Raw genomic sequence first — 26,317 nt, 5'->3', positions numbered from 1 at the left:
AGTGAACTCGGAATTGTAGCAAGGCCTCGGATTGCTTTGAAGCCCGTGGAACCAAAAGTTCCATGGACCCGGCGTGGGGAGTGTGCCCTCGCTCCGGCGCCGGACGATGTTGATCCAGAAAATTTCTCCGAATCGCCTGTACTACTCCCGCACAGGACCACCTCGTCACACCCGCGCGCGAGACGTCGCGCGAGCCGCCCTTCTGATCGGAAGATCGTGGCCCGGGAACCAGGCCGTCTTCACGCAATGAAGATCTAGTGTACCACTTAACTGCGCGCCAGACCGCCGCGCGAGCCACCCTTGAGGTTGGCCTTCTTCAGCAGGCTCTCATACTGATGCGACATCAGATGGGCCTGGATCTGCGCGATGAAGTCCATCACCACCACCACGGCGATCAGCAACGACGTACCACCGAAGTGGAACGAGGTGCCCAGCTGGGTGCGCATGATTTCCGGCAGCAGGCAGACGATCACCAGGTACAACGAACCCGCTGCGGTCAGGCGCGTCAGCACGCCGTCCACATAGTCAGCCGTCGCCTTGCCCGGACGGATACCAGGAATCAGTGCGCCCGACTTCTTGAGGTTGTCAGCGGTTTCCTGCGAGTTGAACACCAGCGCGGTATAGAAGAACGCGAAACCGATGATCAGTGCGGCGAACACCAGCATGTGCACCGGCTCGCCGGGCCCGAGCGCATTGGCGATCTTCTGCAGCCACGAACCCACACCGCTGCCAGACGCCGCCTGACCCGACCACATGGACAGCGTGGCCGGGAAGGCCAGGATGCTGGAGGCGAAGATCGGCGGAATCACGCCTGCCATGTTGAGCTTCAACGGCAGGAACGAGGTCTGGTTCATGTACGCATTGCGGCCTCCCTGGCGGCGTGCGTAATTGACTGTGATACGCCGCTGCCCGCGCTCGACGAACACCACGAACAGCGTGAACGCCAGAATGGTGATGACGATCAGCAGCAGCGAGATGAAGCTCAGATTGCCTTCGCGGAAGGCCTCGACGGTCTGGATCGCCGCCGACGGAAGGCCTGCAACGATGCCGGCAAAGATGATCAGCGACACGCCGTTACCGATGCCACGCTCGGTGACCTGCTCGCCCACCCACATCAGGAAGATGGTGCCGGCGGTCAGTGCAATCACTGCGGTGAGCACGAAACCCATGCCCGGCGCGTACACCACCGGAGCGCCACCAGGCGCGGTCTGGTTCTGCAGTGCCAGCGCGATACTGCCGCCCTGCACCACCGCCAGCAGCACCGCACCGATGCGCGAATACTGGGTGATCTTGCGTCGGCCGGATTCGCCTTCCTTCTGCATCGCCTTGAGGGCGGGAAAGATGTGCGTGGCCAACTGGATCACGATCGATGCCGAGATATACGGCATCACGTTCAACGCAAAAATACTGAAACGGTGCAGGGCGCCGCCCGAGAACATGTTGAACATGTCCACGATGCCGCCGCCCTGCGCCTGCATCAACGAAAGCATGGCATCGGGATTCACGCCCGGCACCGGCACATAGCAGCCGATGCGATAGACGATCAATGCCCCGAGGACGAACAGTAGCCGCTGGCGAAGTTCCGTGAACTTGCCGAGCCCGCCACCGAGGTTACCAATGCCAGCCTGCGCCATCTGCCGATTACTCCTCTACGCTGCCGCCGGCAGCTTCGATTGCTGCCTTGGCGCCCGCACTTGCGGCGACACCCTTCAGCACGAACTTCTTGCTCAGCTCGCCCTTCAGCACGATCTTCGCCTTCTTGGCGCGGCTCGGGACCAGATTGGCCGCACGCAGCGCTGCAAAGTCGATCTCACCGGCTTCCAGCTTGTCCAGCTGGTAGGACAACACTTCGGCACTGTCACGCGCCATCTTGGAACGGAAGCCGATCTTCGGCAGACGGCGCTGCATCGGCGTCTGGCCGCCTTCGAAGCCGGCCTTGATCTTGCCGCCGCCCTTGCGAGCGAACGAACCCTTGTGGCCGCGGCCGCAGGTCTTGCCGAGGCCGGAGCCGATGCCACGACCGACGCGGGTGCGCTCGGTACGGGCGCCGTCGGCGGGCTTGAGGTCATTGAGATGCAAAGTCATGGGATTAGTCCTCAACCTTGACGAGGTAGTGAACGGTATTGATCAGACCGCGAACCTGCGGGCTGTCCTTCAGTTCACGCACATCGTTGAGCTTATTCAGGCCCAACGCACGCACCGACAGGCGGTGACGCGACTGGGTTCCACGCAGGCCACGCACCAGGCGCACCTTCACGGTCTTGTTGGTGTCCTTAGCCATGGTTGAGCTCCTCCACCTTCTTGCCGCGCTTGGCCGCAACACGGGCCGGCGACTGCACTTCCGACAGACCCTTCAGGGTTGCACGGACCAGGTTGATCGGATTACGCGAACCAACCGCCTTGGCCAGCACGTTCTTGACGCCGACCGCTTCCAGCACGGCGCGCATGGCACCGCCGGCGATGACGCCCGTACCTTCCGACGCCGGCTGCATGTAGACGCGTGCTGCGCCATGGCCGGACTTGACGGCATGCCACAAGGTACCGTTGTTCAGATCGACAGTCGCCAGGTTCTTGCGCGCCTGCTCCATCGACTTCTGGATGGCGACCGGCACTTCGCGCGCCTTGCCATAACCGAAACCGACCTTGCCCAGACCATCGCCGACCACGGTCAACGCGGTGAAGGTGAACTGGCGACCGCCCTTGACCGTCTTGCTGACGCGATTGACCGCGACCAGCTTTTCGATCATGCCATCGTCGACTTTCTCTTCGCGGTTACGGTCGCGATCACGACCCCGCGGTGCACGTTCTTCTGCCATCTTGATTCCTTGATTGATTGGGTATGTACGGCTCGAAGCCGCTTATGGTTGTGAAGTCACGCTGTGTTCCCGGCACCGTTGCAAAAGAACGGGACGGTCCGGCATCTCCCCTGCCGGCGGTAACGCGGATGTGGCCGATGGCCACATCCGCAGCAGTGCTTAGAACTGCAGGCCGCCTTCGCGAGCTGCGTCGGCCAGCGCCTTGATACGGCCATGGTAGCGATAGCCCGAGCGGTCGAATGCGACCTTCTCGATGCCCGCAGCCTTGGCGCGCTCGGCGATCAGCTTGCCGACCTTGACGGCCGCATCGCTGTTCTTGCCGTTCTTCAGGCCTTCCTTGACATCGGCCTGCAGGGTGTTCGCCGCAGCGATCACCTTGGAGCCGTCGGCGGTGAAGACCTGCGCATACAGATGCTGGCCGGTGCGCAGCACCGACAGGCGAGCGACGCCCAGTTCACGGATGTGCGAACGGGTGGACTTGGCGCGACGCAGACGGGCGATGTTCTTGTTGATGCTCATGATATTTATCCTACGGAAGCTGAAGGGAAAGCGTGCTCCTATCAAAAGTCCGCACAGGGATGTGCGGGCTCTTGCGAGGGACTCGCCATTAAGCCTTCTTGGCTTCCTTGCGAATGATGACTTCACCGGCGTACTTCACACCCTTGCCCTTGTAGGGCTCCGGCGGACGGAAACCGCGAATCTTGGCGGCAACTTCGCCGACGCGCTGCTTGTCGGCGCCCTGGACCACGATTTCGGTCTGGGTCGGGGTCGACAGCGTGATGCCTTCCGGCGCCACGAACACCAGCGGGTGCGAGAAGCCGAGCGCCAGGCTCAGGTCCTTGCCCTGCATGGCGGCACGGTAACCGACACCCACCAGCTCGAGCTTGCGCTCGAAGCCTTCGGACACGCCCTTGACCATATTGGCAAGGATGGCGCGCACGGTGCCGGTGATGGCGATCTGCGACGGCTCGTTGGCCGACAGCGTGGCAACGTCGCCGTCAACGGCGATTTCGACGCCAACCGGCTTCGGCAGGGTCAGGGTGCCCTTCGGGCCCTTGACGCTGACCAGCTCGGGCTGGACCTTGAGTTCAACACCCTTCGGAAGGGAGACAGGCTTCTTGGCTACACGGGACATGATCGATTCCTTCCCTTAGGCCACGAAGCACAGGACTTCACCACCAACGCCGGCTTCGCGAGCCTGCGCATCGGTCATGATGCCCTTCGACGTGGAAATGATGGCGATACCCAGGCCACCCAGGACCTTGGGCAGCTCGGTCTTGCCGCGGTACTGGCGCAGACCCGAGCGCGAGAAACGCTTCAGGGTCTCGATGACCGGACGGCCTTCGAAATACTTCAGCACGATTTCCAGCTCCGACTTGTTGTTCTCGGTCGCTGTCACGCGCAGGTCGGTGATGTAACCCTCGTCCTTCAGGACCTGGGCGATCGCGACCTTGATCTTGGACGACGGCAATTTCACCGTCTGCTTACCAACCGCGGCCGCATTCTTGATGCGTACCAGCAGGTCGGCGATGGGATCAGTCATGCTCATATGAGTACCTTTGAGTGCACCGATATCCGCTTTCGCGAAAATCTTGTGTTTTCCTGGGGATGGGCCAGGACCCTTTACGCCATGCCAGGCCCGTGCGGGCTAGACAGAAGCGGAAGTATACGACAAAAGAGCCCGACTTGCGTCGGACTCCCATGTTGAACAGAATCATCCTGCTCAAGCCGGCCGCGAGCGACCGGCAATGCTGTTACCAGCTTGCCTTGCGCAGGCCCGGAACGTCGCCGTTCATGGTGGCCTTGCGCAGCATGTTGCGACCCAGACCGAACTTGCGGTAGACACCGCGCGGACGACCGGACAACTCGCAACGGTTGCGGTGGCGGCTCGGCGACGAATCGCGCGGCAGCTTCTGCAACTTGGTCGACGCATCGATCTTCTCTTCGTAGGACGCATCCTGGCTGGAGAGGATCTTCTTCAGCGCATCACGCTTGCCGGCGAATTTCTTCGCCAGCTTTGCACGCTTGATGTCGCGGTGGATCATGGAGGTCTTTGCCATTTCGGATGTCCTCGACGGTCAGTTACGGAACGGGAACTTGAACGCTGCCAGCAGCGCCTTCGCTTCCGCATCCGTCTTGGCGGTGGTGGTGATGGCGATATCCATACCGCGGATCGCGTCGACGGCGTCGAAGTCGATTTCCGGGAAGATGATCTGTTCCTTCACACCCATGTTGAAGTTGCCACGACCGTCAAAGGAGCGACCGGAAACACCACGGAAGTCGCGCACGCGCGGCAGCGAGATGTTGATCAGACGATCCAGAAACTCGTACATCTTGGCGCGACGCAACGTGGTCTTGCAGCCGATCGGCCAACCGTCACGAATCTTGAACGATGCGACCGAAACGCGCGACTTGGTGACCACCGGCTTCTGACCGGAGATCTTGGACATGTCGGCGACCGCATTTTCCAGAATCTTCTTGTTGGTAGCCGCCTCGCCCACGCCCATGTTGAGCGTGACCTTGACCAGCTTCGGCACTTCCATCGGATTGGTGTAGCCGAATTCCTTCATCAGGGCCGGCACCACGTTTTCCTTGTAAAACTTTTCGAGACGAGTGTTCATGATCGCATTCCTCAGGCGTCGAGCGCCTCACCGCTGGAGCGGAACACACGCAATTTGCGTCCATCCTCCAGCACCTTGAAGCCAACGCGCTCGCCCTTGCCCGTTGCCGGGTTGACGACATTGACGTTGGAGATATGGATCGACGCTTCACGCTCGACCACGCCGCCGGCGACACCCGCCTGCGGGTTCGGCTTGGTGTGGCGCTTGATGACGTTGGCATTGGAGACGATCACGCGATCGCCATCCACACGCACAACTTCACCCTGCTTACCCTTGTCCTTGCCGGTGTTGATGACGACCTGGTCGCCCTTCTTGATACGGTTAGCCATGTATATGTCCTCCGCTCACAGCACTTCGGGAGCGAGCGAGACGATCTTCATGAACTTCTCGGAACGCAGCTCGCGCGTCACCGGCCCGAAGATGCGGGTCCCGATCGGCTCCTGCTTATTGTTCAACAGCACAGCGGCGTTGCCATCGAAGCGGATCAGCGAACCGTCGGGACGGCGCACACCCTTGCGGGTACGCACCACGACGGCGTCGTAGACTTCGCCCTTCTTGACCTTACCGCGCGGAATGGCGTCCTTGACGGTCACCTTGATGATGTCGCCAATGTGTGCGTAGCGGCGCTTGGAGCCGCCCAGCACCTTAATGCACATCACTTCCTTGGCACCCGAATTGTCGGCGACATCGAGGTAGCTCTGCATCTGGATCATGATTCAGATCTCCCTTATTCGGCCGAACGGGTGACGATTTCGACCACCCGCCAGTTCTTGGTCTTGGACATTGGAGCAATCTCGGTCACACGCACGACATCGCCTTCGTTGCAGGCATTGTCGGCGTCGTGTGCGTGGAGCTTGGACGAGCGCTTGATGTACTTACCGTACAACGGGTGCTTGACCTGGCGCTCCACCAACACGGTGACCGTCTTGTCCATCTTGTTGCTGACGACACGGCCTTCGACCGTGCGCAGCGCTTGCTTTTCGTTGTTGTCGCTCATCGCGGCCGTCCTTACTTGGTGCTGCCGAGCAGGTACTTGACGCGAGCAATCTCGCGGCGCACCCGGCGGGTATCGTGGGTCTTCGGCAGCTGGCCGGTGACCTGCTGCATACGGAGCGAGAACTGCTCCTTACGCAGATCGGTCAGGTGGGCCTTCAGTTCGTCAGCCGACTTCTCGCGGAGTTGTTTGATATCCATCAGCGCACCGTCCGGGTCACGAAAGTGGTGGTCACCGACAATTTCGCGGCGGCAAGGCGGAACGCCTCACGTGCGATATCTTCGGGAATACCCTCGATTTCATAGATCATGCGGCCCGGCTGAATCTGCGCGACCCAGTACTCCACGTTGCCCTTACCGGAGCCCATGCGGACTTCGATCGGCTTCTTGGTGATCGGCTTGTCGGGGAACACACGAATCCACATCTTGCCGCCCTTCTTGACGTGGCGGCTGATCGTACGACGTGCTGCTTCAATCTGACGCGCGGTCAGCTGACCGTGCGCGGTTGCCTTGAGGCCGTACTCGCCGAAGCTGACGGCGTTTCCGCTCCATGCCAGGCCGTCGTTACGGCCCTTGTGCATCTTGCGATATTTGGTTCGCTTGGGTTGCAACATTGCCGTTACCTCGCTTCACGAGCCGGGCGCGAAGGACGGTCACCACGGTCGCCGCGATCATTACGATCGTTGCGCGGGCTGTCGTCCTGCTTCTCCTGGCCAACCTGGGAGAAGTCGAAGACCTCACCCTTATAGATCCAGACCTTGATGCCGATGATGCCGTACGTCGTGGACGCCTCGGCAAAACCGTAATCGATGTCGGCACGTAGCGTGTGCAGCGGCACGCGGCCTTCGCGGTACCACTCCGAACGGGCGATTTCTGCACCGTTGAGGCGGCCAGCCACATTGACCTTGATGCCCAGGGCACCCAAGCGCATCGCGTTGCCGACCGAGCGCTTCATTGCGCGGCGGAACATGATGCGACGCTCAAGCTGCTGCGCGATCGACTCGGCGACCAGCTGCGCATCCAGCTCCGGCTTGCGCACTTCGGTGACGTTGATGTGGGCAGGAACACCCATCATCGCGCTCACTTCCTTACGCAGCTTTTCGATGTCCTCGCCACGCTTGCCGATCACCACGCCCGGACGGGCGGTGTGGATCGTCACGCGGGCGGTTTTGGCAGGGCGCTCGATCAAGATCTTGCTGATACCTGCCTGCGCGAGCTTCTTGCGCAGCATTTCACGCACTTTCAGGTCGGCTGCCAGGTAGGCGGCGAAGTCGGCCTTGCTTGCGTACCACTTGGAATTCCAGTCCTTGGCGATGCCAAGGCGAATTCCAGTCGGATGAACTTTATGACCCATGGTCTTTTCCTTTCCGCTTACTTGGCGGCGCCGACAATCACAGTGATGTGACTGGTGCGCTTGAGGATGCGGGTACCGCGGCCTTTCGCCCGCGCCATGAAACGCTTCAGGGAGGGACCTTCATCAACCATGATGGTCTTGACCTTCAGCTCGTCGACATCCGCGCCCTGATTGTTCTCGGCATTGGCAATAGCCGACTCCACAACCTTCTTGATCAGGTGCGCAGCCTTCTTGTCCGAGAACTTCAGCAGATTGACCGCACGTTCGGCGGACAGTCCACGCACCTGGTCAGCGACCAGGCGGGCCTTCTGCGGGGAGATGCGCGCGGTGCGCAGGATTGCTTTCGCTTCCATCGTCATCTCTCCTTACCTGCTCGACTTCTTGTCGCCACCGTGACCCTTGAAGGTCCGGGTGACGGCAAATTCGCCGAGCTTGTGGCCGACCATATTCTCGTTGACGAGCACCGGAATGTGGTTCTTGCCGTTATGCACGGCGATGGTGATGCCTACCATTTCCGGCAGGATCATCGAACGGCGCGACCAGGTCTTGATCGGCTTCTTGCTACCCGCAGCGGACTCCACCTTCTTTGCAAGGTGGTGATCGACGAACGGGCCCTTCTTAAGTGAACGTGCCATGGTCGATTAGCCCCTACGATCGCGGACGATGAATTGCTGGGTGCGCTTGTTCTTGCGCGTCTTGTAACCCTTGGTCGGAACACCCCACGGGGTGACCGGATGCGGATTACCCTGGCCAGCCTTGGCCTCACCACCACCGTGCGGGTGATCGACCGGGTTCATGGCCGCACCGCGAACGGTCGGACGAACACCGCGCCAGCGCTTGGCGCCAGCCTTGCCCAGCTTCTCGAGGTTGTGCTCGTCGTTGCCGACTTCGCCGATGGTGGCGCGGCACTCGACCGGCACCTTGCGCATTTCGCCCGAGCGCAGACGCAGCGTGGCATAGATGCCTTCGCGAGCGACCAGCTGGACGGCTGCACCGGCAGCACGTGCGATCTGAGCGCCCTTACCCGGCTTCAGCTCGATACCGTGGACCGTCGTACCGACCGGGATGTTGCGCAGCGGCAGCGTGTTGCCGGTCTTGATCGGTGCGTTGGCACCGGCAATGACCTGATCGCCAGCCTTCAGGCCCTTGGGGGCGATGATGTAGCGACGCTCGCCGTCGACGTAGCACAGCAGGGCGATATGAGCGGTACGGTTCGGATCGTATTCGATCCGCTCCACACGCGCCGGAATGCCTTCCTTGTTGCGCTTGAAGTCGATGATGCGGTAGTGCTGCTTGTGGCCACCACCGACGTGACGCACGGTGATGCGGCCATGGTGGTTACGACCACCGGACTTGCTCTGCGAGTCGAGCAGCGCCGCGTGCGGTGCGCCCTTGTGCAGATCGGGAGTAACCACGCGCACGGCGGAACGACGGCCGGGAGAGGTGGGTTTGAACTTCATCAATGGCATGGGATGGACCTCAGGCCTTGGCCGTTACGTCGATGGACTGACCATCAACCAGGCGGACGTACGCCTTGCGCCAATTGCCACGGCTGCCAGCACGGTTACGGAAGGACTTGCTCTTGCCCTTGACGTTGACCACGTTGACTGCTTTGACCTTGACGTCGAACAGCTGCTCAACCGCGGCCTTTACATCGGCCTTGGTGGCTTCGTTCGAAACTTCGAAGACATACTGGTTGGAGATTTCCTGCAGGCGCGCGGTCTTTTCGGAGACTCGCGGAGCACGCAGCACGCTGAAGATTTTTTCGTTGCTGCTCATGCCAGCCACTCCTCGACCTTCTTGACCGCATCGGCGGTGATCACGACCGTATCGGCCCCGACCAGAGCGACCGGATCCAGACCCTGCACATCACGCACCTGCACATACGGCAGATTGCGGGCGGACAGATACAGGTGCTCGGACGCTTCCTCGGTGACGATCAGCGGGCGCTTGCCCACGTCCAGTCCCTTCAGCTTCTCGATCAGACCCTGGGTCTTGGTGGTTTCGACGTCGAACGCATCGACGATCATCAGGCGACCCTGGCGGTTAAGCTCAGAGAAGATCGCGCAGATGGCCGCACGGTACATCTTGCGGTTGACTTTCTGTTCGAAGCTGCGCGGCTTGGCCGCGAAGGTCACGCCGCCGCCGATGAAGATCGGAGCCGTCAGCGCGCCATGACGCGCACCGCCGCCCTTCTGCTTCTTCGACTTCTTGGTCGTGCCCGCAACTTCCGAACGCGTCTTCTGAGCCTTGGTACCAGCGCGGCCGGCATTGCGATAAGCGACGACGACCTGGTGAACCAGATCTTCGCTGAATTCGCGACCGAACACGGCATCGGAGACCGAGACCTTGTTATTGCTACCCGTGATAACGAGTTCCATCGTCATCTCTCCTTATGCCTTGCTCGCCGGACGGACGATCACGTCGCCACCAGCTGCGCCAGGCACGGCGCCGCGGATAGCAATCAGACCACGCTCGACGTCGACCTTGACCACTTCCAGGTTCTGCGTGCTTTGCTGCACGGCGCCCATGTGGCCCGACATCTTCTTACCCGGGAAAACGCGACCCGGGGTCTGGCGCTGACCCAACGAACCCGGCGCGCGATGCGACAGCGAGTTACCGTGAGTTGCATCGCCCATACGGAAGTTGTAGCGCTTGATGGTGCCCTGGAAACCCTTACCCTTGGTGACGCCCTGGACGTCGACCTTCTGGCCGACCTCGAAAATGTCCGCCTTGATTTCGCCGCCGACGGCGAAATCGCCGAGCTGCGCATCTTCAACGCGGAATTCCCACAAGCCGCGACCCGCTTCCACCTTCGCCTTGGCGAAGTGACCAGCGGCCGGCTTGTTGACCAGTGCGGCGCGACGCGCGCCAACGGTAATCTGCACTGCGCTGTAACCGTCGGTTTCAACGGTCTTGATCTGCGCGATGCGGTTCGGAGTTGCTTCGATCAGCGTAACCGGCACCGAGCGGCCGTCTTCAGTGAAGACGCGGCTCATGCCAGCCTTGCGGCCCACGAAGCCCAACGAATATTTCTTCGTCATGGTCGTAGTCCTCAGGTCAACTTGATCTGTACGTCGACGCCAGCCGCGAGTTCGAGCTTCATCAGCGCGTCCACGGTCTTGTCGTTCGGGTCGACGATATCGAGCACACGCTTGTGCGTGCGGGTTTCGTACTGGTCACGCGCATCCTTGTCGGCATGCGGGGATACGAGGATGGTGTAACGTTCGATCTTGGTCGGCAACGGGATCGGGCCACGCACTTGCGCGCCGGTCCGCTTAGCCGTTTCGACGATCTCGCTGGCCGAACGGTCGATCAAACGATGATCGAACGCCTTCAACCGAATCCGGATCTTTTGTTCCGACATGACGGAAGCTTCCTTCGTTAAAAGAGCGACGGGCAAGGCCTCTGGGATACCTGCCCCGATATTCCTGACGTAGATGAAATCGCCGCGCATCCTGCTGGCGAGGGCATTTCCTCCGCCCAAAAACTGAGGCAGACCGGTAAACCGGCCTGCCCAGACGGAAAAGTATAGTGCGCAACAAGAGCACGGTCAACAACATGTGAGTTGTTGAGTGCTCCATGCAACGCGACCTTCCCGGTCTGGCGAACACGAGCGGCATCCTGCCGTTCTTTTCGCTGTAACTCAGCGCCCTACCCAGGGACACCGAGCCGCGCATTATAGCGGCGTGATTGTGGTCGCGCAAGCACCCTGCCCTATAAGGACGTCTGCGAGCCCCGGCCCCGGACCAAAAAAAGGGCCGGCTTGCGCCGACCCTCCTTCTTGCAGATCCAGTGACTAAAGCCGCTGGATTGCAGGCACTTACTTGATGATCTTGGCAACCACACCGGCGCCGACGGTACGACCGCCTTCACGGATGGCGAAGCGCAGACCTTCGTCCATCGCGACCGGGTTGATCAGGGTCACGACCATCTTCACGTTGTCGCCCGGCATCACCATCTCCACGCCTTCCGGCAGCTGGCAGGCGCCAGTGATGTCGGTGGTGCGGAAGTAGAATTGCGGACGATAGCCCTTGAAGAACGGGGTATGACGGCCACCCTCGTCCTTGGACAGCACGTAGACTTCGGCTTCGAACTCGGTATGCGGCTTGATCGAACCCGGCTTGCACAGCACCTGGCCGCGCTCGACGTCGTCACGCTTGGTGCCGCGCAGCAGCAGACCGGCGTTGTCGCCTGCCTGGCCCTGGTCCAGCAGCTTGCGGAACATTTCCACACCGGTGACGGTGGTCTTCTGGGTGTCGCGGATGCCGACGATTTCGATTTCGTCGCCGACCTTGATGATGCCGCGCTCGATACGACCGGTCACCACGGTGCCGCGTCCGGAGATCGAGAACACGTCTTCGACCGGCATCAGGAACGGACGGTCGACGTCGCGGGTCGGCTCCGGAATGAACGAATCCAGCGCCTCGACCAGCTTCAGGATCGCCGGCACGCCGATGTCGCTCTGGTCGCCGTCCAGCGCCAGACGCGCCGAACCGTGGATGATCGGGGTGTCATCGCCCGGGAAGTCGTACTTGCTGAGCAGCTCGCGCACTTCCATCTCGACCAGCTCGAGCAGCTCGGCGTCGTCGACCATGTCGGCCTTGTTCAGGAACACCACGATGTGCGGCACGCCGACCTGACGCGAGAGCAGGATGTGCTCGCGGGTCTGCGGCATCGGGCCGTCAGCAGCCGAACACACCAGGATCGCGCCATCCATCTGCGCCGCACCGGTGATCATGTTCTTGACGTAGTCGGCGTGGCCGGGGCAATCGACGTGCGCGTAGTGACGGGTCGGGGACTCGTATTCGACGTGGGCGGTCGAAATCGTGATGCCGCGCGCCTTCTCTTCCGGCGCCGCGTCGATCGCGTCATACGCCTTGAACTCGCCACCGAAACGCTCAGCACCGATCTTGGTCAGCGCGGCTGTCAACGTGGTCTTGCCATGGTCAACGTGACCGATGGTGCCGACGTTCACGTGCGGCTTGGTGCGCTCAAATTTAGCTTTTGCCATGACTAACTACCTCTAATTGAAAAATTTGTGAGAAGCGGCTGAGCGAACTCAGCCCTTCTTGGTGACGGCGTCGGCGATGTTGGCCGGTGCCTCTTCGTAGTGGTCGAATTCCATCGAGAACGTCGCGCGACCCTGGCTCATCGAGCGCAGCGAGGTCGCATAGCCGAACATTTCACCGAGCGGAATCATCGCGTTGATGATCTTGCCCGACGGGCTGTCGTCCTGACCCTGCAACACGCCACGACGGCGGCTCACGTCGCCCATCACGTCACCCAGGTAATCCTCCGGGCTGACGATTTCGACCTTCATGATCGGCTCCAGCAACACCGGGCTGGCTTTCGCAAAGCCCTGCTTGAACGCCATCGACGCGGCCAGCTTGAACGCCATTTCCGAAGAGTCGACGTCGTGGTACGAGCCGAACACCAGCTTGACCTTCACGCCCACCACCGGGAAGCCAGCGATCGGACCACTGGTGATCGTCTCGCGCAGACCCTTTTCGACCGAGGGGATGAATTCCTTCGGAATGATGCCGCCGGTGATGTCGTTGATGAAGAGGAAATCGTCCTTGACGTTGTCGCTCTTGCGATCGTCCTCGGTCATCGGCGACAGCTCGATCACCACGTGACCGTACTGACCCTTACCACCGGACTGCTTGGCATGCTTGTAGTCGGACTTGACGTCGGACTTGCGGATGGTTTCGCGGTAGGCCACCTGCGGCTTGCCGACGTTGGCCTCGACATTGAACTCGCGACGCATACGGTCGACGATGATGTCCAGGTGCAACTCGCCCATGCCCGAGATGATGGTCTGGCCGGATTCCTCGTCGGTCTTGACGCGGAACGAGGGATCTTCCTGCGCCAGACGGCCCAGGGCCATACCCATCTTTTCCTGGTCCGACTTGGTCTTGGGCTCCACCGCCATCGAGATCACCGGCTCCGGGAACACCATGCGCTCCAGGGTGATGACCTTGTCCTGCGCACACAGCGTGTCGCCGGTGGTGACGTCCTTCAGACCCACGGCAGCGGCGATGTCACCAGCGCGCACTTCCTTGATCTCTTCGCGATTGTTGGAGTGCATCTGCAGGATGCGGCCCACGCGCTCTTTCTTCGACTTGACCGGGTTGTAGACCTGGTCGCCGGAGTTCAACGTGCCCGAGTAGACACGGAAGAACGTCAGCGAGCCCACGAACGGGTCGGTCATGATCTTGAACGCCAACGCCGAGAACGGCGCGGTATCGGTGGCCGGACGGGTGTCTTCCTTCTCGTCCTCATCGATACCCTGGACCGGCGGACGGTCGGCCGGCGACGGCAACAGGTGCACGACGCCGTCCAGCATGGCCTGCACGCCCTTGTTCTTGAACGCCGAGCCGCAGAACACCGGCACGATCTCGACCTTCAGGGTGCGCTCGCGCAGACCCACCAGGATCTCTTCTTCGCTCAGGTCGCCTTCGTTGAGGTACTTGTCCATCAGGTCTTCGCTGGCTTCTGCAGCCGCCTCGACCATGAACGAACGCGCCTCGGTCGCGATCTCGACCAGATCGGCCGGGATGTCACGGTATTCGAAGGTGGTGCCCTGCGATGCGGTATCCCAATGGATCGCCTTCATCTTGAGCAGGTCGACCACGCCCTCGAAGCCGTCTTCGGCGCCGATCGGCACCTGCATCGGCACGGCGTAGGCACCCAGACGGGCCTTCAGCTGCTCGACGACCTTGTCAAAGTTGGCACCGGTACGGTCCATCTTGTTGACGAAGGCCATGCGCGGCACGGAGTACTTGTTGGCCTGGCGCCAGACGGTCTCGGACTGCGGCTGCACGCCACCGACGGCGCACAGCACGAACACCGCACCGTCGAGCACGCGCAAGGAGCGCTCCACTTCGATGGTGAAGTCGACGTGCCCGGGGGTGTCGATGATGTTGAAGCGGTGCTGCGGCATGGACTTGTCCATGCCCGACCAGAACGCGGTGGTCGCAGCGGAGGTGATGGTGATACCACGCTCCTGCTCCTGCTCCATCCAGTCCATCACTGCAGCGCCGTCATGGACTTCGCCGATCTTGTGACTGACACCGGTGTAGAACAGGATGCGCTCGGAAGTGGTGGTCTTGCCGGCATCGATGTGGGCCATGATGCCGAAGTTGCGGTAACGCTCGATAGGGGTGGTGCGGGCCACGGGGAGCCTCTCAATTTCTTGGATTTCGGATGGCCGAACGCCGCCTTTCGGCGGCCTTCGGATTGGATGCGACGCGTAACGCGTCGCAAACAGCACTCAGATGGTGCTGAAGGGCCCCGTTACCAAGGCCCACGAGGTCACCAGCGGTAATGTGCGAACGCCTTGTTCGCCTCCGCCATACGGTGCGTCTCTTCGCGCTTCTTGATCGCGCCGCCGCGGCTTTCCGAGGCGTCCAACAGTTCTGCAGCCAGCTTGCGCGGCATGGTGTTCTCACCACGCTTGCGCGCGGAGTCGATCAACCAGCGCATTGCCAGCGCCATGCGACGGGAGGAGCGCACTTCGACGGGCACCTGATAGGTAGCACCACCGACGCGACGCGATTTAACTTCGACAGCCGGGGCCACGTTGTCCAGTGCTTTCTGCACCAGCTCGACGGCATTCGGATTCTTTTCGCCAATGACGTCCATCGCGCCATAGACAATTTTCTCAGCAACCGACTTCTTGCCACTTTGCATCACCATATTGATGAAGCGGGCAATGGTTTCGCTGCCATGCTTTGGATCAGGCAGGACGGTGCGCTGCGGAGTAGAACCTTTACGGGACATTGGAGTGTTTCCTTAGCTCTTCGGGCGCTTGGCGCCGTACTTGGAACGACCTTGACGGCGCTTTGCGACGCCGGCGGCGTCCAGCGAACCACGGACGGTGTGATAACGCACACCGGGAAGATCCTTGACGCGGCCACCACGAATCAGGACCACGGAGTGCTCCTGCAGGTTGTGGCCTTCACCACCGATGTAGCTGATGACCTCTTCCTGGTTCGTCAGGCGCACTTTGGCAACCTTACGCAGGGCCGAGTTCGGCTTCTTCGGGGTAGTGGTATAGACGCGTGTGCAGACGCCACGGCGCTGCGGACACTTGTCCAGTGCCGGGGAGGCACTCTTGTAGGTGGTCGCTTGCCGAGGCTTGCGGACCAGCTGATTGATCGTCGTCATCAGTTGATTCTTCTGATTGAGAGGCCGAGACGGCCTTGCACGAAAACAAAGGCAGGCCGAAAAACGGCCCGCCGAGACAGGGAAGTATAGCTGGCAGGACGAAACTCCGTCAACTTCACGGAATTCTAACCCTGCTGGCCCATCCAAGGCCGGAAAACGGAGGGCCTCCTGCCCTCCTTTTCGCTTGGCTTACGGCGGTCTTGCGACCGCCGTCGGAGCGCTTACTCCTCGTCCGCGCCAGCGTCGGCCACGGCTGCGACCGGTTCGGCCACCGCCGGCTTGCCCGACAGCGTTTCCATTTCCGAGTCGGTCAGACCCGACGACTTGCGACGTCCGGCGTGATACGCCAGGCCGGTACCGGCCGGGATCAGACGACCCACGATCACGTTTTCCTTCAGACCGCGCAGGTTGTCGCGGGTGCCGCGCACAGCAGCCTCGGTCAACACGCGGGTGGTCTCCTGGAACGAGGCCGCCGAGATGAACGACTCGGTGGCCAGCGAGGCCTTGGTGATACCCAGCAGCACCGGATCGTACTTGGCCGGCAGTTCGTTGCGCTTGACCAGGCGTGCATTTTCCTCGATGACGCGCTGGCGCTCGACCTGCTCGCCGTTGAGGAACTTGCTGGTGCCCTGGTCGACGATCTCGACCTTGCGCAGCATCTGGCGCGTGATCACCTCGATGTGCTTGTCGTTGATCTTCACACCCTGCAGGCGGTACACGTCCTGGATTTCCTTGACCAAGTACGCAGCCAGCGGCTCGACACCCAGCAGACGCAGGATGTCCTGCGGGCTCGGCTCGCCGTCCACCACGGTCTCGCCCTTGGTCACATGCTCGCCTTCGAACACGATGATCTGGCGGTACTTCGGGATCAGCTCTTCGTGTTCCGACCCGTCGGTGTCCTTGATGATCAGGCGCTGCTTGCCCTTGGTGTCCTTACCGAAGCTGATGATGCCCGAGCGCTCGGCCAGGATCGCAGGATCCTTCGGCTTGCGTGCTTCGAACAGGTCGGCAACGCGCGGCAGACCACCGGTGATGTCGCGGGTCTTGGACGCTTCCTGCGGGATCTTGGCAACCACGTCGCCCACGCCGACGGCGGCGCCGTCCTGCAGGTTGACAATGGAGCGCGGCGGCAACAGGTACTGGGCCGGCAGATCCGTATTCGGGATCGTCAGGTCGTTGCCCTTGCCATCGACGATGCGCACGATCGGGCGCAGTTCCTTGGCATGTGCACCGCGACGCTTCGGGTCGGTGATTTCGCGCGAGGCCAGACCGGTCAGTTCGTCGGTCTTCTCGATGACAGTGACGCCGTCGACGAAGTCGATGAAGCGGATGAAGCCGGCCACTTCCGACACGATCGGGTGGTTATGCGGATCCCAGTTCGCCACGCTCTGTCCGGCCTTGACCGCATCACCGTCTTTGGCGGTGATGGTGGCGCCGTACGGCAGCTTGTAACGCTCGCGCTCGCGGCCGTGGCCGTCGAGCACGGACAGTTCGCCCGAACGCGAGACAGCGACCAACGCGCCGCTGGCGTGCGCCACCGACTTGAGGTTGTTGAACTTCACCGAACCAGTGGTCTTGACGGTGATGTTGTCCACTGCCGCCGCACGCGATGCCGCACCACCGATGTGGAACGTACGCATGGTCAGCTGGGTACCCGGCTCGCCGATCGACTGGGCGGCGATGACGCCGACCGCTTCACCGATGTTGACCTGGTGACCGCGTGCAAGATCGCGACCGTAGCAACGTGCGCACACGCCGAATGAGGACTCGCAGCTGATGGTCGAACGCACCTTCACCGACTGCACGCTGGCGTCTTCCAGCTTGGCAACCCAGGCTTCGTCCAGCAGCGTGTTGCGGGTGACGATCGGCTCTTCGTCGTTGCCCGGCAGGTAGACGTCCTCGGCCACCACACGGCCCAGCACGCGCTCCCTCAACGGCTCCACCACGTCGCCGCCTTCCACGATCGGGGTCATGATCAACCCTTCGGTGGTGCCGCAATCGACTTCGGTGATCACCACGTCCTGCGCCACGTCGACCAGACGACGGGTCAGGTAACCCGAGTTCGCGGTCTTGAGCGCGGTATCGGCCAGACCCTTACGGGCACCGTGGGTGGAGTTGAAGTACTCCTGCACGTTCAGGCCTTCGCGGAAGTTCGCCTTGATCGGCGTCTCGATGATCGAGCCATCCGGACGCGCCATCAGGCCGCGCATGCCGGCCAGCTGACGGATCTGCGCCTGGCTACCACGCGCGCCGGAGTCGGCCATGATGTACAGCGAGTTCATCGACTTCTGGTCGATGGTCTCGCCCTTGGCGTTTTCGACCTTCTCGGTACCAATGGTGTCCATCATCGCCTTGGCGATGCGCTCGCTGGTACGCGACCAGATGTCCACGACCTTGTTGTAGCGCTCGCCGGCGGTGACCAGACCGGACTGGTACTGCTCCTGGATTTCCAGCACTTCGGCTTCGGCCTCGGTGAGGATGCCCTTCTTCTCGTCCGGGATCAGCATGTCGTCGATGCCGATCGACACGCCTGCGCGGGTTGCGTAGGCATAGCCGGTGTACATCAGCTTGTCGGCGAACACGACGGTGTCCTTCAAGCCCAGCAAACGGTAGCTGGAGTTGATCAGACGCGAGATGTTCTTCTTGGTCATCTCGGTGTTGGCCAGCTGGAACGGCAGGCCTTCGGGCAGGATTTCGCTCAGCAGCGCACGGCCGACCGTGGTGTCCACGATCGAGGTGCCGCTGCTGCGCTTGCCGTCGGCTTCCACGTCCACCTGGGTGATGCGGACCTTGACCTTGGCGTGCAGTTCCACCACGCGGTTGTCGTAGGCGCGCTTCACTTCGCTGGTGTTGGCGAACACCATGCCTTCGCCCTTCTTGTTCTCCAGGGCGCGGCTCATGTAGTACAGGCCCAACACCACGTCCTGCGACGGCACGATGATCGGCTCGCCGTTGGCCGGCGACAGGATGTTGTTGGTGGACATCATCAGCGCACGCGCTTCCAGCTGGGCTTCCAGCGAGAGCGGCACGTGGACGGCCATCTGGTCACCGTCGAAGTCGGCGTTGAATGCAGTACACACCAGCGGATGCAGCTGGATGGCCTTGCCTTCGATCAACACCGGTTCGAACGCCTGGATGCCCAGACGGTGCAGGGTCGGCGCACGGTTCAGCAGCACCGGATGCTCGCGGATCACCTCTTCCAGGATGTCCCAGACTTCGGCTTCTTCGCGCTCGACCAGCTTCTTGGCCGCCTTGATGGTGGTGGCCAGGCCGCGACGCTGCAGCTTGGCGAACACGAACGGCTTGAACAGTTCCAGCGCCATCTTCTTCGGCAGGCCGCACTGGTGCAGCTTGAGGTACGGACCGACGGTGATGACCGAACGGCCGGAGTAGTCCACGCGCTTGCCGAGCAGGTTCTGACGGAACCGGCCCTGCTTGCCCTTGATCATGTCGGCCAGCGACTTCAGCGGACGCTTGTTGGTGCCGGTGATGGCACGGCCGCGACGGCCGTTGTCCAGCAGCGCATCGACCGATTCCTGCAGCATGCGCTTCTCGTTGCGCACGATGATGTCCGGCGCATTGAGCTCGAGCAGACGACGCAGACGGTTGTTGCGGTTGATCACGCGGCGGTACAGATCGTTCAGATCCGAGGTCGCGAAGCGGCCACCATCCAGCGGCACCAGCGGACGCAGATCCGGCGGCAGCACCGGCAGCACGGTCATGACCATCCACTCCGGACGGTTGCCCGATTCCAGGAAGGCTTCGATCAGCTTGATGCGCTTGGTGAGGCGCTTGAGCTTGGTTTCCGAACCGGTGCTGGCGATTTCCTCGCGCAGGCGGGTCATTTCCGACTGCAGGTCGATCGTGCGCAGCAGCTCGTACACGGCCTCGGCGCCCATGGCGGCGTCGAAGTCGTCGTTGTACTCCTGGCGTGCGGTCAGGTACTGCTCTTCGGTCAGCAGCTGGCGGCGCTCGAGCGGGGTCAGGCCCGGCTCGGTGACCACGTAGGCTTCGAAGTACAGCACGCGCTCGATGTCACGCAGGGTCATGTCCAGCATCAAGCCGATGCGCGAGGGCAGCGACTTGAGGAACCAGATGTGCGCGACCGGCGAGGCCAGGTCGATGTGACCCATGCGCTCGCGACGCACCTTGGCCAGGGTGACTTCGGTGCCGCACTTTTCGCAGACCACACCGCGGTGCTTCATGCGCTTGTACTTGCCGCACAGGCACTCGTAGTCCTTGATCGGTCCGAAGATGGCGGCGCAGAACAGGCCGTCACGCTCGGGCTTGAAGGTACGGTAGTTGATGGTTTCGGGCTTCTTCACTTCGCCGTAGGACCACGAACGGATCAGGTCAGGCGATGCCAGCGCGATCTTGATCGCGTCGAAATCCAGCGTCTGGCGCTGTTGATTGAAGAGGTTGAGCAGGTCTTTCATTTGATATCTCCGGGTCGGAGGAATTTCGTAGCTGAGATGAAACCGAGGGCCTTACGTTCCGGATCCCGGCGCCGCGTCGCGGCGCCAGGATCCAGCTCGATCACTCTTCCAGTTCCATGTTGATCGCCAGCGAGCGGATTTCCTTCACCAACACGTTGAAGGATTCCGGCATGCCCGCGACCATCTCGTGCTCACCATCGACGATGTTCTTGTACATCTGGTTGCGGCCCTGCACGTCGTCGGACTTCACCGTCAGCATTTCCTGCAGGGTGTAGGCCGCGCCGTAGGCTTCCAGCGCCCAGACTTCCATCTCACCGAAGCGCTGACCACCGAACTGCGCCTTGCCGCCCAGCGGCTGCTGGGTGACGAGCGAGTACGGACCGGTCGAGCGTGCATGCATCTTGTCGTCGACCAGGTGGTTCAACTTCAGGTAGTGCATGTAGCCGACCGTGGTCTTGCGATCGAACGCTTCGCCGGTACGACCGTCGTACAACTGGGTCTGACCGCTCTGCGGCAGTTCGGCCAGTTCCAGCATGCGCTTGATCTCCGCTTCGCTGGCACCGTCGAACACCGGGGTGGCCATCGGCACGCCATCGACCAGGTTCTTGCCCAGGTTGAGCAACTCCTCATCGCTGAACTGCGACAGGTCCACGCGCTGTGCATTGATCGCGCTGTCGTGGTTGTAGATGTCGTCCAGGAACTTGCGCAGTTCGCTGACCGCCGCCTGGGCTTCCAGCATGCGCTGGATCTTGCGACCCAGGCCCTTGGCGGCCCAGCCCAGATGCACTTCCAGAATCTGGCCGATGTTCATACGCGACGGCACGCCGAGCGGGTTCAGCACGATGTCGACCGGCTCGCCGGTGGCCATGTACGGCATGTCCTCGACCGGCACGACGTTGGAGACCACACCCTTGTTGCCGTGGCGGCCTGCCATCTTGTCGCCCGGCTGGATGCGGCGCTTCACTGCCAGGAACACCTTGACCATCTTCAGCACGCCCGGTGCGAGGTCGTCGCCCTGGGTGATCTTGCCGCGCTTGTCGGCAAAGCGTGCCTCGAATTCCTTTTCGTGCGCCTGGATCTGCTTCTGCGCACGCTCGATGGCATCGGCAGCGTCTTCGTCCTTCATGCGCAGCTGGAACCAGTCGGACTTCTTCAGCCCGTCCAGATACGCGTCGGTGACGTTGTCGCCCTTCTTCAGGTTCGGACCACCGTTAGCAACCTTGCCCACGATCTGCGAGCGCAGACGTGCGTAGATGGCCGCTTCCAGGATGCGGAACTGGTCGTCGAAGTCCTTCTTGACGCGCTTGATTTCGGACTCTTCGATCTGACGCGCACGCTTGTCCTTCTCGATGCCGTCGCGGGTGAAGACCTGCACGTCGATGACGGTGCCGTCCATGCCCGGGGGCACGCGCAGCGAGCTGTCCTTCACGTCGGACGCCTTCTCACCGAAGATCGCACGCAGCAGCTTTTCTTCCGGAGTCAGCTGGCTCTCGCCCTTCGGCGTGACCTTGCCGACCATGATGTCGCCGGCGCGCACTTCCGCACCGATGTACACCACGCCGCTCTCGTCCAGACGGTTCAGGGCCTGCTCGGACACGTTCGGGATGTCGGCAGAAATTTCCTCCGGCCCCAGCTTGGTGTCGCGCGCAACGCAGGTCAGTTCTTCGATGTGGATCGTGGTGTAACGATCCTCTTCCACCACGCGCTCGGAGAGCAGGATGGAGTCTTCGAAGTTGTAGCCGTTCCACGGCATGAACGCGATCAGCATGTTCTGACCCAGCGCCAGCTCACCGATGTCGGTGGACGGGCCGTCGGCCAGCACGTCGCCGCGTGCGATCACGTCACCCACGTTCACCAGCGGACGCTGGTTGATGCAGGTGTTCTGGTTGGAGCGGGTGTACTTGATCAGGTTGTAGATATCCACGCCGGCATCGGTGCCGCCGCCGATTTCTGCCTCGTTGACCTTGACCACGATGCGGGCCGCGTCGATCTGCTCGATCACGCCACCACGCAAGGCATTGACGGTCACACCCGAGTCGCGCGCGACCGCACGCTCGATACCGGTACCGACCAACGGCTTCTGCGAACGCAGCGTCGGCACGGCCTGGCGCTGCATGTTGGCGCCCATCAGTGCGCGGTTGGCGTCGTCGTGCTCCAGGAACGGCACCAGCGCCGCGGCGACCGACACGGTCTGCATCGGCGAGACGTCCATGAAGTGCACTTCGGCCGGCGGCTTGAGCAGCGACTCGCCCTGGAACCGGCACGGCACGAACTGCTCGGTGAGCATGTTCTTGGCGTCGGTCAGCGCGTTCGCCTGGGCGATCACGTACTCGTTTTCCTCGATCGCCGACAGGTACTCGACGTCGTCGGAGACCTTGCCGTCCAGCACCTTGCGGTACGGCGTCTCGAGGAAGCCGTACTGGTTGGTGCGTGCGAACACGGCCAGCGAGTTAATCAGGCCGATGTTCGGGCCTTCCGGGGTTTCGATGGTGCAGACGCGGCCGTAATGGGTCGGATGCACGTCGCGCACTTCGAAGCCGGCGCGCTCGCGGGTCAGACCGCCCGGGCCCAGTGCGGAGACGCGACGCTTGTGCGTGACTTCCGACAGCGGGTTGTTCTGATCCATGAACTGCGACAGCTGCGAGGAACCGAAGAATTCCTTGATCGCCGCAGCCACCGGCTTGGCGTTGATCAGTTCCTGCGGGGTCAGGCCCTCGGACTCGGCCATCGACAGGCGCTCCTTGACCGCGCGCTCGACGCGGACCAGGCCCACGCGGAACACGTTCTCGGCCATTTCGCCGACCGAACGCACGCGACGGTTGCCCAGGTGATCGATGTCATCGACCACGCCGCGACCGTTGCGGATCTCGGTGAGCACCTTGATCACTTCCAGGATGTCGGAGGTGTCGGTGTGCTCGGAGACCAGGCGCTTGGATTCTTCGTCATTGCGCTCGGCAAAGTACTTCTTGTCGTACAGCACCGACTCGCCCAGCACGTCCTTGCGGCCGACGCGACGGTTGAACTTCATGCGGCCGACCGTGGACAGGTCGTAGCGCTCGAAGGTGAAGAACAGGTTGTGGAACAGGTTCTGTGCGGCTTCCTTGGTCGGCGGCTCGCCCGGACGCATCATGCGATAGATCTCGACCAGCGCTTCGAGCTGGGTCTTGGTCGGATCGATCCGCAGGGTGTTGGACAGGTACGGACCGCGGTCCAGATCGTTTACCCACAGGGTGCCGACCGCATCGACGCCGGCCTTGCGGAACGCTGCCAGCTGGTCTTCGGTGATCTCGTCGTTGGCATTGGCCAGCAGTTCGCCGGTGGAGCCATCGACCACGTCGTGCGACAGGATGCGGGTGAGCAGATAGTCGTCCGGCACGGCCAGCGCGGCAACGCCGGCGGCTTCGAGCTGCTTGACGTGACGGGCGGTGATGCGCTTGCCCGCTTCCACGATGACCTTGTCGCCATCGGCCAGGTCGAAGTTCAGCGTTTCGCCACGCAGACGCTCCGGCACCAGCTCCAGCTGCACGCCTTCGTCCGGATTGATGTGGAACGTATTGATCTCGAAGAACTCGGCCAGCATCTCTTCGTTGCTGTAGCCGAGCGCGCGCAGCAGGATCGACACCGGCAGCTTGCGGCGACGGTCGATACGGGTGAACAGCGCGTCCTTCGGGTCGAACTCGAAGTCCAGCCAGGAACCGCGGTACGGAATGATGCGGGCGCTGTACAGCAGCTTGCCCGAGCTGTGGGTCTTGCCACGGTCGTGGTCGAAGAACACACCCGGCGAGCGGTGCAGCTGCGAGACGATGACGCGCTCGGTGCCGTTGACGATGAAGGTACCGTTGTCGGTCATCAGCGGGATTTCGCCCAGATAGACCTCCTGCTCCTTCACGTACTTGATGGCCTTGGTCGACGACTCGCGGTCGTAGATCACCAGGCGCACGGTCACGCGCAGCGGCGCGCCATAGCTCATGCCACGCTGACGGCATTCACGCTCGTCAAACACCGGCTGACCCAACTTATAGCCCACGTATTCCAGCGCGGCATTGCCGCTGTAGCTGGAAATCGGGAACACCGACTTCAATGCCGCGTGCAGACCGAGGTCCTTACGCTTGTTCGGCTCCACGTCTTCCTGCAGGAATTCGCGGTAGGAATCGACCTGGATGGCAAGCAGGAACGGCACTTCGAGAATCGAGCGCTGCTTGCCGAAGTCCTTGCGGATACGCTTTTTTTCGGTGAACGAATAAGACGTCATGAGTCTTCACCCTAGGCTGCGGGGGCCGCGTCGCGGCGGCCCTGAAATAACAAAATTGTCAGTTGGAAGTCGCTGGTATTGCCGGCACCAGCACGCCTTCTCCCGCTACTTCCAACTACCAACTCGGTGAAGCGGGGATTGGGAATCGCGTGATTGGGGATGCGCGAAGATTGCCTTCGAATCCCGAATTCCGCCTCTCAAATCCCGGCTTTCCATCAACGGCCAAAGGCCGGGAGCTTTACGCTCCCAGCCTTCAGTGCATCACCGTGAAACGCTGGCGATGCAAGGGACTGCTTACTTGATTTCGACAGTCGCGCCAGCTTCGGTCAGTTCCTTCTTGATTTTCTCGGCTTCGTCCTTCGACGCGCCTTCCTTCAGCATGCCACCGGCTTCGGTCAGATCCTTGGCTTCCTTCAGACCCAGGCCGGTCACGGCGCGGACGGCCTTGATGACGCCGACCTTGTTGGCGCCGCAGTTGGTCAGCACCACGTTGAACTCGGTCTGCTCTTCGACCACGGCAGCCGGGCCAGCTGCAGCAGCAGCGACCGGAGCGGCGGCGGAGACGCCGAACTTTTCTTCGATGGCCTTGACCAGCTCCATCACTTCCATCAGGGACTTCTCGGCGATGGCGTCGACGATCTGTTCGTTGGTAAGGGACATTGTGATTACCTTTAAATGATTTTCTGGATTGGGGTTCTAGCGAACGCTAGGACATCAAGCTTCGGCAGTCTCGGCGACCGGCGCGGCGGCTTCGTCGCCACCACCCTGCTTGTCGCCCACGGCCTTGACGGCACGGGCAAACATGGCAGCCGGTTCGGACAGCACGCGGGCCAGCATGGCCAGGGCCTGATCGCGGGTCGGCAGCGAAGCCAACACGTCGACATGGCCAGCCGGGAACAGTTCCCCGCCGATGGACACGACCTTGGCCTGCAACTTGTCGTTGCCCTTGGCGAATTCCTTGATCAGGCGACCGGCAGCGCCGGGCTCCTCCATCGAAAACGCATACAGCAAAGGACCGACCAGCTTGTCAGCGACGACAGCGAAATCAGTACCTTCAACGGCGCGCGCAGCCAGGGTGTTCTTGACAACTTTCAAGAACACGCCGGTTTCGCGGGCCTGCTTGCGCATCGCGGTCATCTGGGAGACCGTGATGCCAGCGTATTCGGCGGCGATCAAGGAGTGAGCCTTGGCGGCGATGTCTGCCAGCTCGGCGACTACTTCTTGCTTCTGAGACAGATTGAGAGCCATTGCACTCCTCCGTTAAAGCCGGGATTCGGGATTAGCGATTCGGGATTCGCCAGAGCTGATGAAGCCGCTTCTGCCAATCCCCAATGCCGAATCTCCAATCCCCGCTTCAAACTACTCCGCTCGCGGCTCCTGCCGGTTGCGGTCCAGGGCAGCCTCCTTCCTGGAAGCCGGGAACATCGACCGATGTTCCTTTGGTGGCCGTTCTAGACCTGGAGTGGGCTCGATCCGGGATGTCCCAGACGCGCGTAAACCAGAAAGCTCCAGAAGGGCGACACCATCTACGCCGGCCGGCTCTTGCGAACCTGATTAAGCGATCCCGCTGCATCGACGGCGACTCCTTGCCAAAGCGAGCATCCATGCCCGTCGTCGATCTGCGCTGACCGCGCCTGCGGTCTTTGACGGCTACCGCCGGACATGCCGGCGAT

Annotated in this window: 30 protein-coding genes; all 30 read right to left on the bottom strand. The window is 61.8% G+C overall.

Annotated elements, in window-relative coordinates:
* Positions 1 to 266: 266 nt before the first annotated feature.
* The 30 genes from secY to rplJ all read right to left on the bottom strand — a co-directional run bounded on the left by secY (position 267) and on the right by rplJ (position 25,892).
* Positions 267 to 1,634 carry a preprotein translocase subunit SecY gene (secY, locus tag ABQ137_RS05360; RefSeq protein WP_016900648.1) on the bottom strand — a complete coding sequence of 456 codons (1,368 nt, stop codon included), beginning with the start codon at positions 1,632 to 1,634 and terminating at the stop codon, positions 267 to 269.
* Positions 1,635 to 1,641: 7 nt separating this feature from the next.
* Positions 1,642 to 2,085: a 50S ribosomal protein L15 gene (gene rplO, locus ABQ137_RS05355; protein WP_016900650.1), complete on the bottom strand. Its 444-nt coding sequence runs from the start codon at positions 2,083 to 2,085 to the stop codon at positions 1,642 to 1,644.
* A 4-nt stretch (positions 2,086 to 2,089) separates the two neighbouring features.
* A complete protein-coding gene (gene rpmD / locus ABQ137_RS05350; RefSeq protein WP_024938563.1) occupies positions 2,090 to 2,281 on the bottom strand; it encodes a 50S ribosomal protein L30 in 192 nt (63 codons plus the stop codon).
* Entirely contained in the window at positions 2,274 to 2,816 is a 543-nt protein-coding gene (gene rpsE, locus ABQ137_RS05345; RefSeq protein ID WP_003486682.1) for a 30S ribosomal protein S5, read from the bottom strand. The genes rpmD and rpsE overlap by 8 nt, the downstream gene beginning before the upstream one ends.
* A gap of 159 nt (positions 2,817 to 2,975) precedes the next feature.
* Positions 2,976 to 3,335, bottom strand: a complete 360-nt coding sequence (rplR, locus tag ABQ137_RS05340) for a 50S ribosomal protein L18 (RefSeq protein WP_016900655.1) — start codon at positions 3,333 to 3,335, stop codon at positions 2,976 to 2,978.
* Between the two features lie 88 nt (positions 3,336 to 3,423).
* On the bottom strand, positions 3,424 to 3,951 hold the full coding sequence (rplF, locus tag ABQ137_RS05335) for a 50S ribosomal protein L6 (RefSeq protein ID WP_024938564.1): 528 nt from the start codon (positions 3,949 to 3,951) through the stop codon (positions 3,424 to 3,426).
* 15 nt (positions 3,952 to 3,966) lie between these two features.
* Positions 3,967 to 4,365, bottom strand: coding sequence for a 30S ribosomal protein S8 (gene rpsH, locus ABQ137_RS05330; protein ID WP_010371096.1), 399 nt, complete (start codon positions 4,363 to 4,365; stop codon positions 3,967 to 3,969).
* 205 nt (positions 4,366 to 4,570) lie between these two features.
* Positions 4,571 to 4,876 carry a 30S ribosomal protein S14 gene (rpsN, locus tag ABQ137_RS05325; RefSeq protein ID WP_005917137.1) on the bottom strand — a complete coding sequence of 102 codons (306 nt, stop codon included), beginning with the start codon at positions 4,874 to 4,876 and terminating at the stop codon, positions 4,571 to 4,573.
* 18 nt (positions 4,877 to 4,894) lie between these two features.
* Entirely contained in the window at positions 4,895 to 5,437 is a 543-nt protein-coding gene (rplE, locus tag ABQ137_RS05320) for a 50S ribosomal protein L5 (protein WP_010371090.1), read from the bottom strand.
* An 11-nt stretch (positions 5,438 to 5,448) separates the two neighbouring features.
* On the bottom strand, positions 5,449 to 5,766 hold the full coding sequence (gene rplX, locus ABQ137_RS05315; protein ID WP_104539840.1) for a 50S ribosomal protein L24: 318 nt from the start codon (positions 5,764 to 5,766) through the stop codon (positions 5,449 to 5,451).
* 15 nt (positions 5,767 to 5,781) lie between these two features.
* Positions 5,782 to 6,150, bottom strand: coding sequence for a 50S ribosomal protein L14 (gene rplN, locus ABQ137_RS05310; protein WP_003486699.1), 369 nt, complete (start codon positions 6,148 to 6,150; stop codon positions 5,782 to 5,784).
* Between the two features lie 14 nt (positions 6,151 to 6,164).
* Entirely contained in the window at positions 6,165 to 6,434 is a 270-nt protein-coding gene (gene rpsQ / locus ABQ137_RS05305; protein WP_016900663.1) for a 30S ribosomal protein S17, read from the bottom strand.
* Positions 6,435 to 6,445: 11 nt separating this feature from the next.
* On the bottom strand, positions 6,446 to 6,631 hold the full coding sequence (rpmC, locus tag ABQ137_RS05300; protein WP_006450638.1) for a 50S ribosomal protein L29: 186 nt from the start codon (positions 6,629 to 6,631) through the stop codon (positions 6,446 to 6,448).
* Positions 6,631 to 7,044, bottom strand: coding sequence for a 50S ribosomal protein L16 (gene rplP, locus ABQ137_RS05295; RefSeq protein WP_011036127.1), 414 nt, complete (start codon positions 7,042 to 7,044; stop codon positions 6,631 to 6,633). The genes rpmC and rplP overlap by 1 nt, the downstream gene beginning before the upstream one ends.
* A 5-nt stretch (positions 7,045 to 7,049) precedes the next feature.
* Positions 7,050 to 7,784 carry a 30S ribosomal protein S3 gene (gene rpsC / locus ABQ137_RS05290; RefSeq protein ID WP_024938565.1) on the bottom strand — a complete coding sequence of 245 codons (735 nt, stop codon included), beginning with the start codon at positions 7,782 to 7,784 and terminating at the stop codon, positions 7,050 to 7,052.
* A gap of 17 nt (positions 7,785 to 7,801) precedes the next feature.
* The gene (gene rplV / locus ABQ137_RS05285) at positions 7,802 to 8,137 is read right to left on the bottom strand and encodes a 50S ribosomal protein L22 (protein ID WP_002811686.1); all 336 of its coding nucleotides are present in this window, start codon (positions 8,135 to 8,137) and stop codon (positions 7,802 to 7,804) included.
* A gap of 12 nt (positions 8,138 to 8,149) precedes the next feature.
* Positions 8,150 to 8,419 carry a 30S ribosomal protein S19 gene (gene rpsS / locus ABQ137_RS05280; RefSeq protein ID WP_005993369.1) on the bottom strand — a complete coding sequence of 90 codons (270 nt, stop codon included), beginning with the start codon at positions 8,417 to 8,419 and terminating at the stop codon, positions 8,150 to 8,152.
* Between the two features lie 6 nt (positions 8,420 to 8,425).
* On the bottom strand, positions 8,426 to 9,253 hold the full coding sequence (gene rplB / locus ABQ137_RS05275) for a 50S ribosomal protein L2 (RefSeq protein WP_003486715.1): 828 nt from the start codon (positions 9,251 to 9,253) through the stop codon (positions 8,426 to 8,428).
* Positions 9,254 to 9,263: 10 nt separating this feature from the next.
* The gene (rplW, locus tag ABQ137_RS05270) at positions 9,264 to 9,563 is read right to left on the bottom strand and encodes a 50S ribosomal protein L23 (protein ID WP_002811694.1); all 300 of its coding nucleotides are present in this window, start codon (positions 9,561 to 9,563) and stop codon (positions 9,264 to 9,266) included.
* Positions 9,560 to 10,165, bottom strand: coding sequence for a 50S ribosomal protein L4 (gene rplD, locus ABQ137_RS05265; RefSeq protein ID WP_024938567.1), 606 nt, complete (start codon positions 10,163 to 10,165; stop codon positions 9,560 to 9,562). The genes rplW and rplD overlap by 4 nt, the downstream gene beginning before the upstream one ends.
* Before the next feature lie 12 nt (positions 10,166 to 10,177).
* Positions 10,178 to 10,828: a 50S ribosomal protein L3 gene (rplC, locus tag ABQ137_RS05260; protein WP_005993363.1), complete on the bottom strand. Its 651-nt coding sequence runs from the start codon at positions 10,826 to 10,828 to the stop codon at positions 10,178 to 10,180.
* Positions 10,829 to 10,839: 11 nt separating this feature from the next.
* On the bottom strand, positions 10,840 to 11,151 hold the full coding sequence (rpsJ, locus tag ABQ137_RS05255) for a 30S ribosomal protein S10 (protein WP_003486723.1): 312 nt from the start codon (positions 11,149 to 11,151) through the stop codon (positions 10,840 to 10,842).
* A gap of 456 nt (positions 11,152 to 11,607) precedes the next feature.
* Entirely contained in the window at positions 11,608 to 12,798 is a 1,191-nt protein-coding gene (tuf, locus tag ABQ137_RS05250) for an elongation factor Tu (RefSeq protein ID WP_003486726.1), read from the bottom strand.
* A 48-nt stretch (positions 12,799 to 12,846) separates the two neighbouring features.
* Complete coding sequence (fusA, locus tag ABQ137_RS05245) at positions 12,847 to 14,964, bottom strand: elongation factor G (protein ID WP_024938568.1); 2,118 nt, start codon at positions 14,962 to 14,964, stop codon at positions 12,847 to 12,849.
* A 137-nt stretch (positions 14,965 to 15,101) separates the two neighbouring features.
* The gene (gene rpsG, locus ABQ137_RS05240; protein WP_005993356.1) at positions 15,102 to 15,569 is read right to left on the bottom strand and encodes a 30S ribosomal protein S7; all 468 of its coding nucleotides are present in this window, start codon (positions 15,567 to 15,569) and stop codon (positions 15,102 to 15,104) included.
* Between the two features lie 12 nt (positions 15,570 to 15,581).
* The gene (gene rpsL / locus ABQ137_RS05235; RefSeq protein WP_002811712.1) at positions 15,582 to 15,956 is read right to left on the bottom strand and encodes a 30S ribosomal protein S12; all 375 of its coding nucleotides are present in this window, start codon (positions 15,954 to 15,956) and stop codon (positions 15,582 to 15,584) included.
* Between the two features lie 221 nt (positions 15,957 to 16,177).
* Complete coding sequence (gene rpoC / locus ABQ137_RS05230; protein ID WP_024938569.1) at positions 16,178 to 20,392, bottom strand: DNA-directed RNA polymerase subunit beta'; 4,215 nt, start codon at positions 20,390 to 20,392, stop codon at positions 16,178 to 16,180.
* Positions 20,393 to 20,492: 100 nt separating this feature from the next.
* Positions 20,493 to 24,644: a DNA-directed RNA polymerase subunit beta gene (gene rpoB / locus ABQ137_RS05225; RefSeq protein WP_184516311.1), complete on the bottom strand. Its 4,152-nt coding sequence runs from the start codon at positions 24,642 to 24,644 to the stop codon at positions 20,493 to 20,495.
* A 294-nt stretch (positions 24,645 to 24,938) separates the two neighbouring features.
* Complete coding sequence (rplL, locus tag ABQ137_RS05220) at positions 24,939 to 25,304, bottom strand: 50S ribosomal protein L7/L12 (protein ID WP_008574194.1); 366 nt, start codon at positions 25,302 to 25,304, stop codon at positions 24,939 to 24,941.
* A gap of 54 nt (positions 25,305 to 25,358) precedes the next feature.
* Complete coding sequence (rplJ, locus tag ABQ137_RS05215) at positions 25,359 to 25,892, bottom strand: 50S ribosomal protein L10 (RefSeq protein WP_016900680.1); 534 nt, start codon at positions 25,890 to 25,892, stop codon at positions 25,359 to 25,361.
* Positions 25,893 to 26,317 lie beyond the last annotated feature (425 nt).

This window comes from Xanthomonas sp. WHRI 8393 (assembly GCF_040203315.1).
GTDB lineage: Bacteria > Pseudomonadota > Gammaproteobacteria > Xanthomonadales > Xanthomonadaceae > Xanthomonas > Xanthomonas arboricola.
The sequence above is the reverse complement of the archived record's forward strand: the minus strand, read 5'-3'. Positions and strand labels throughout refer to the sequence as shown.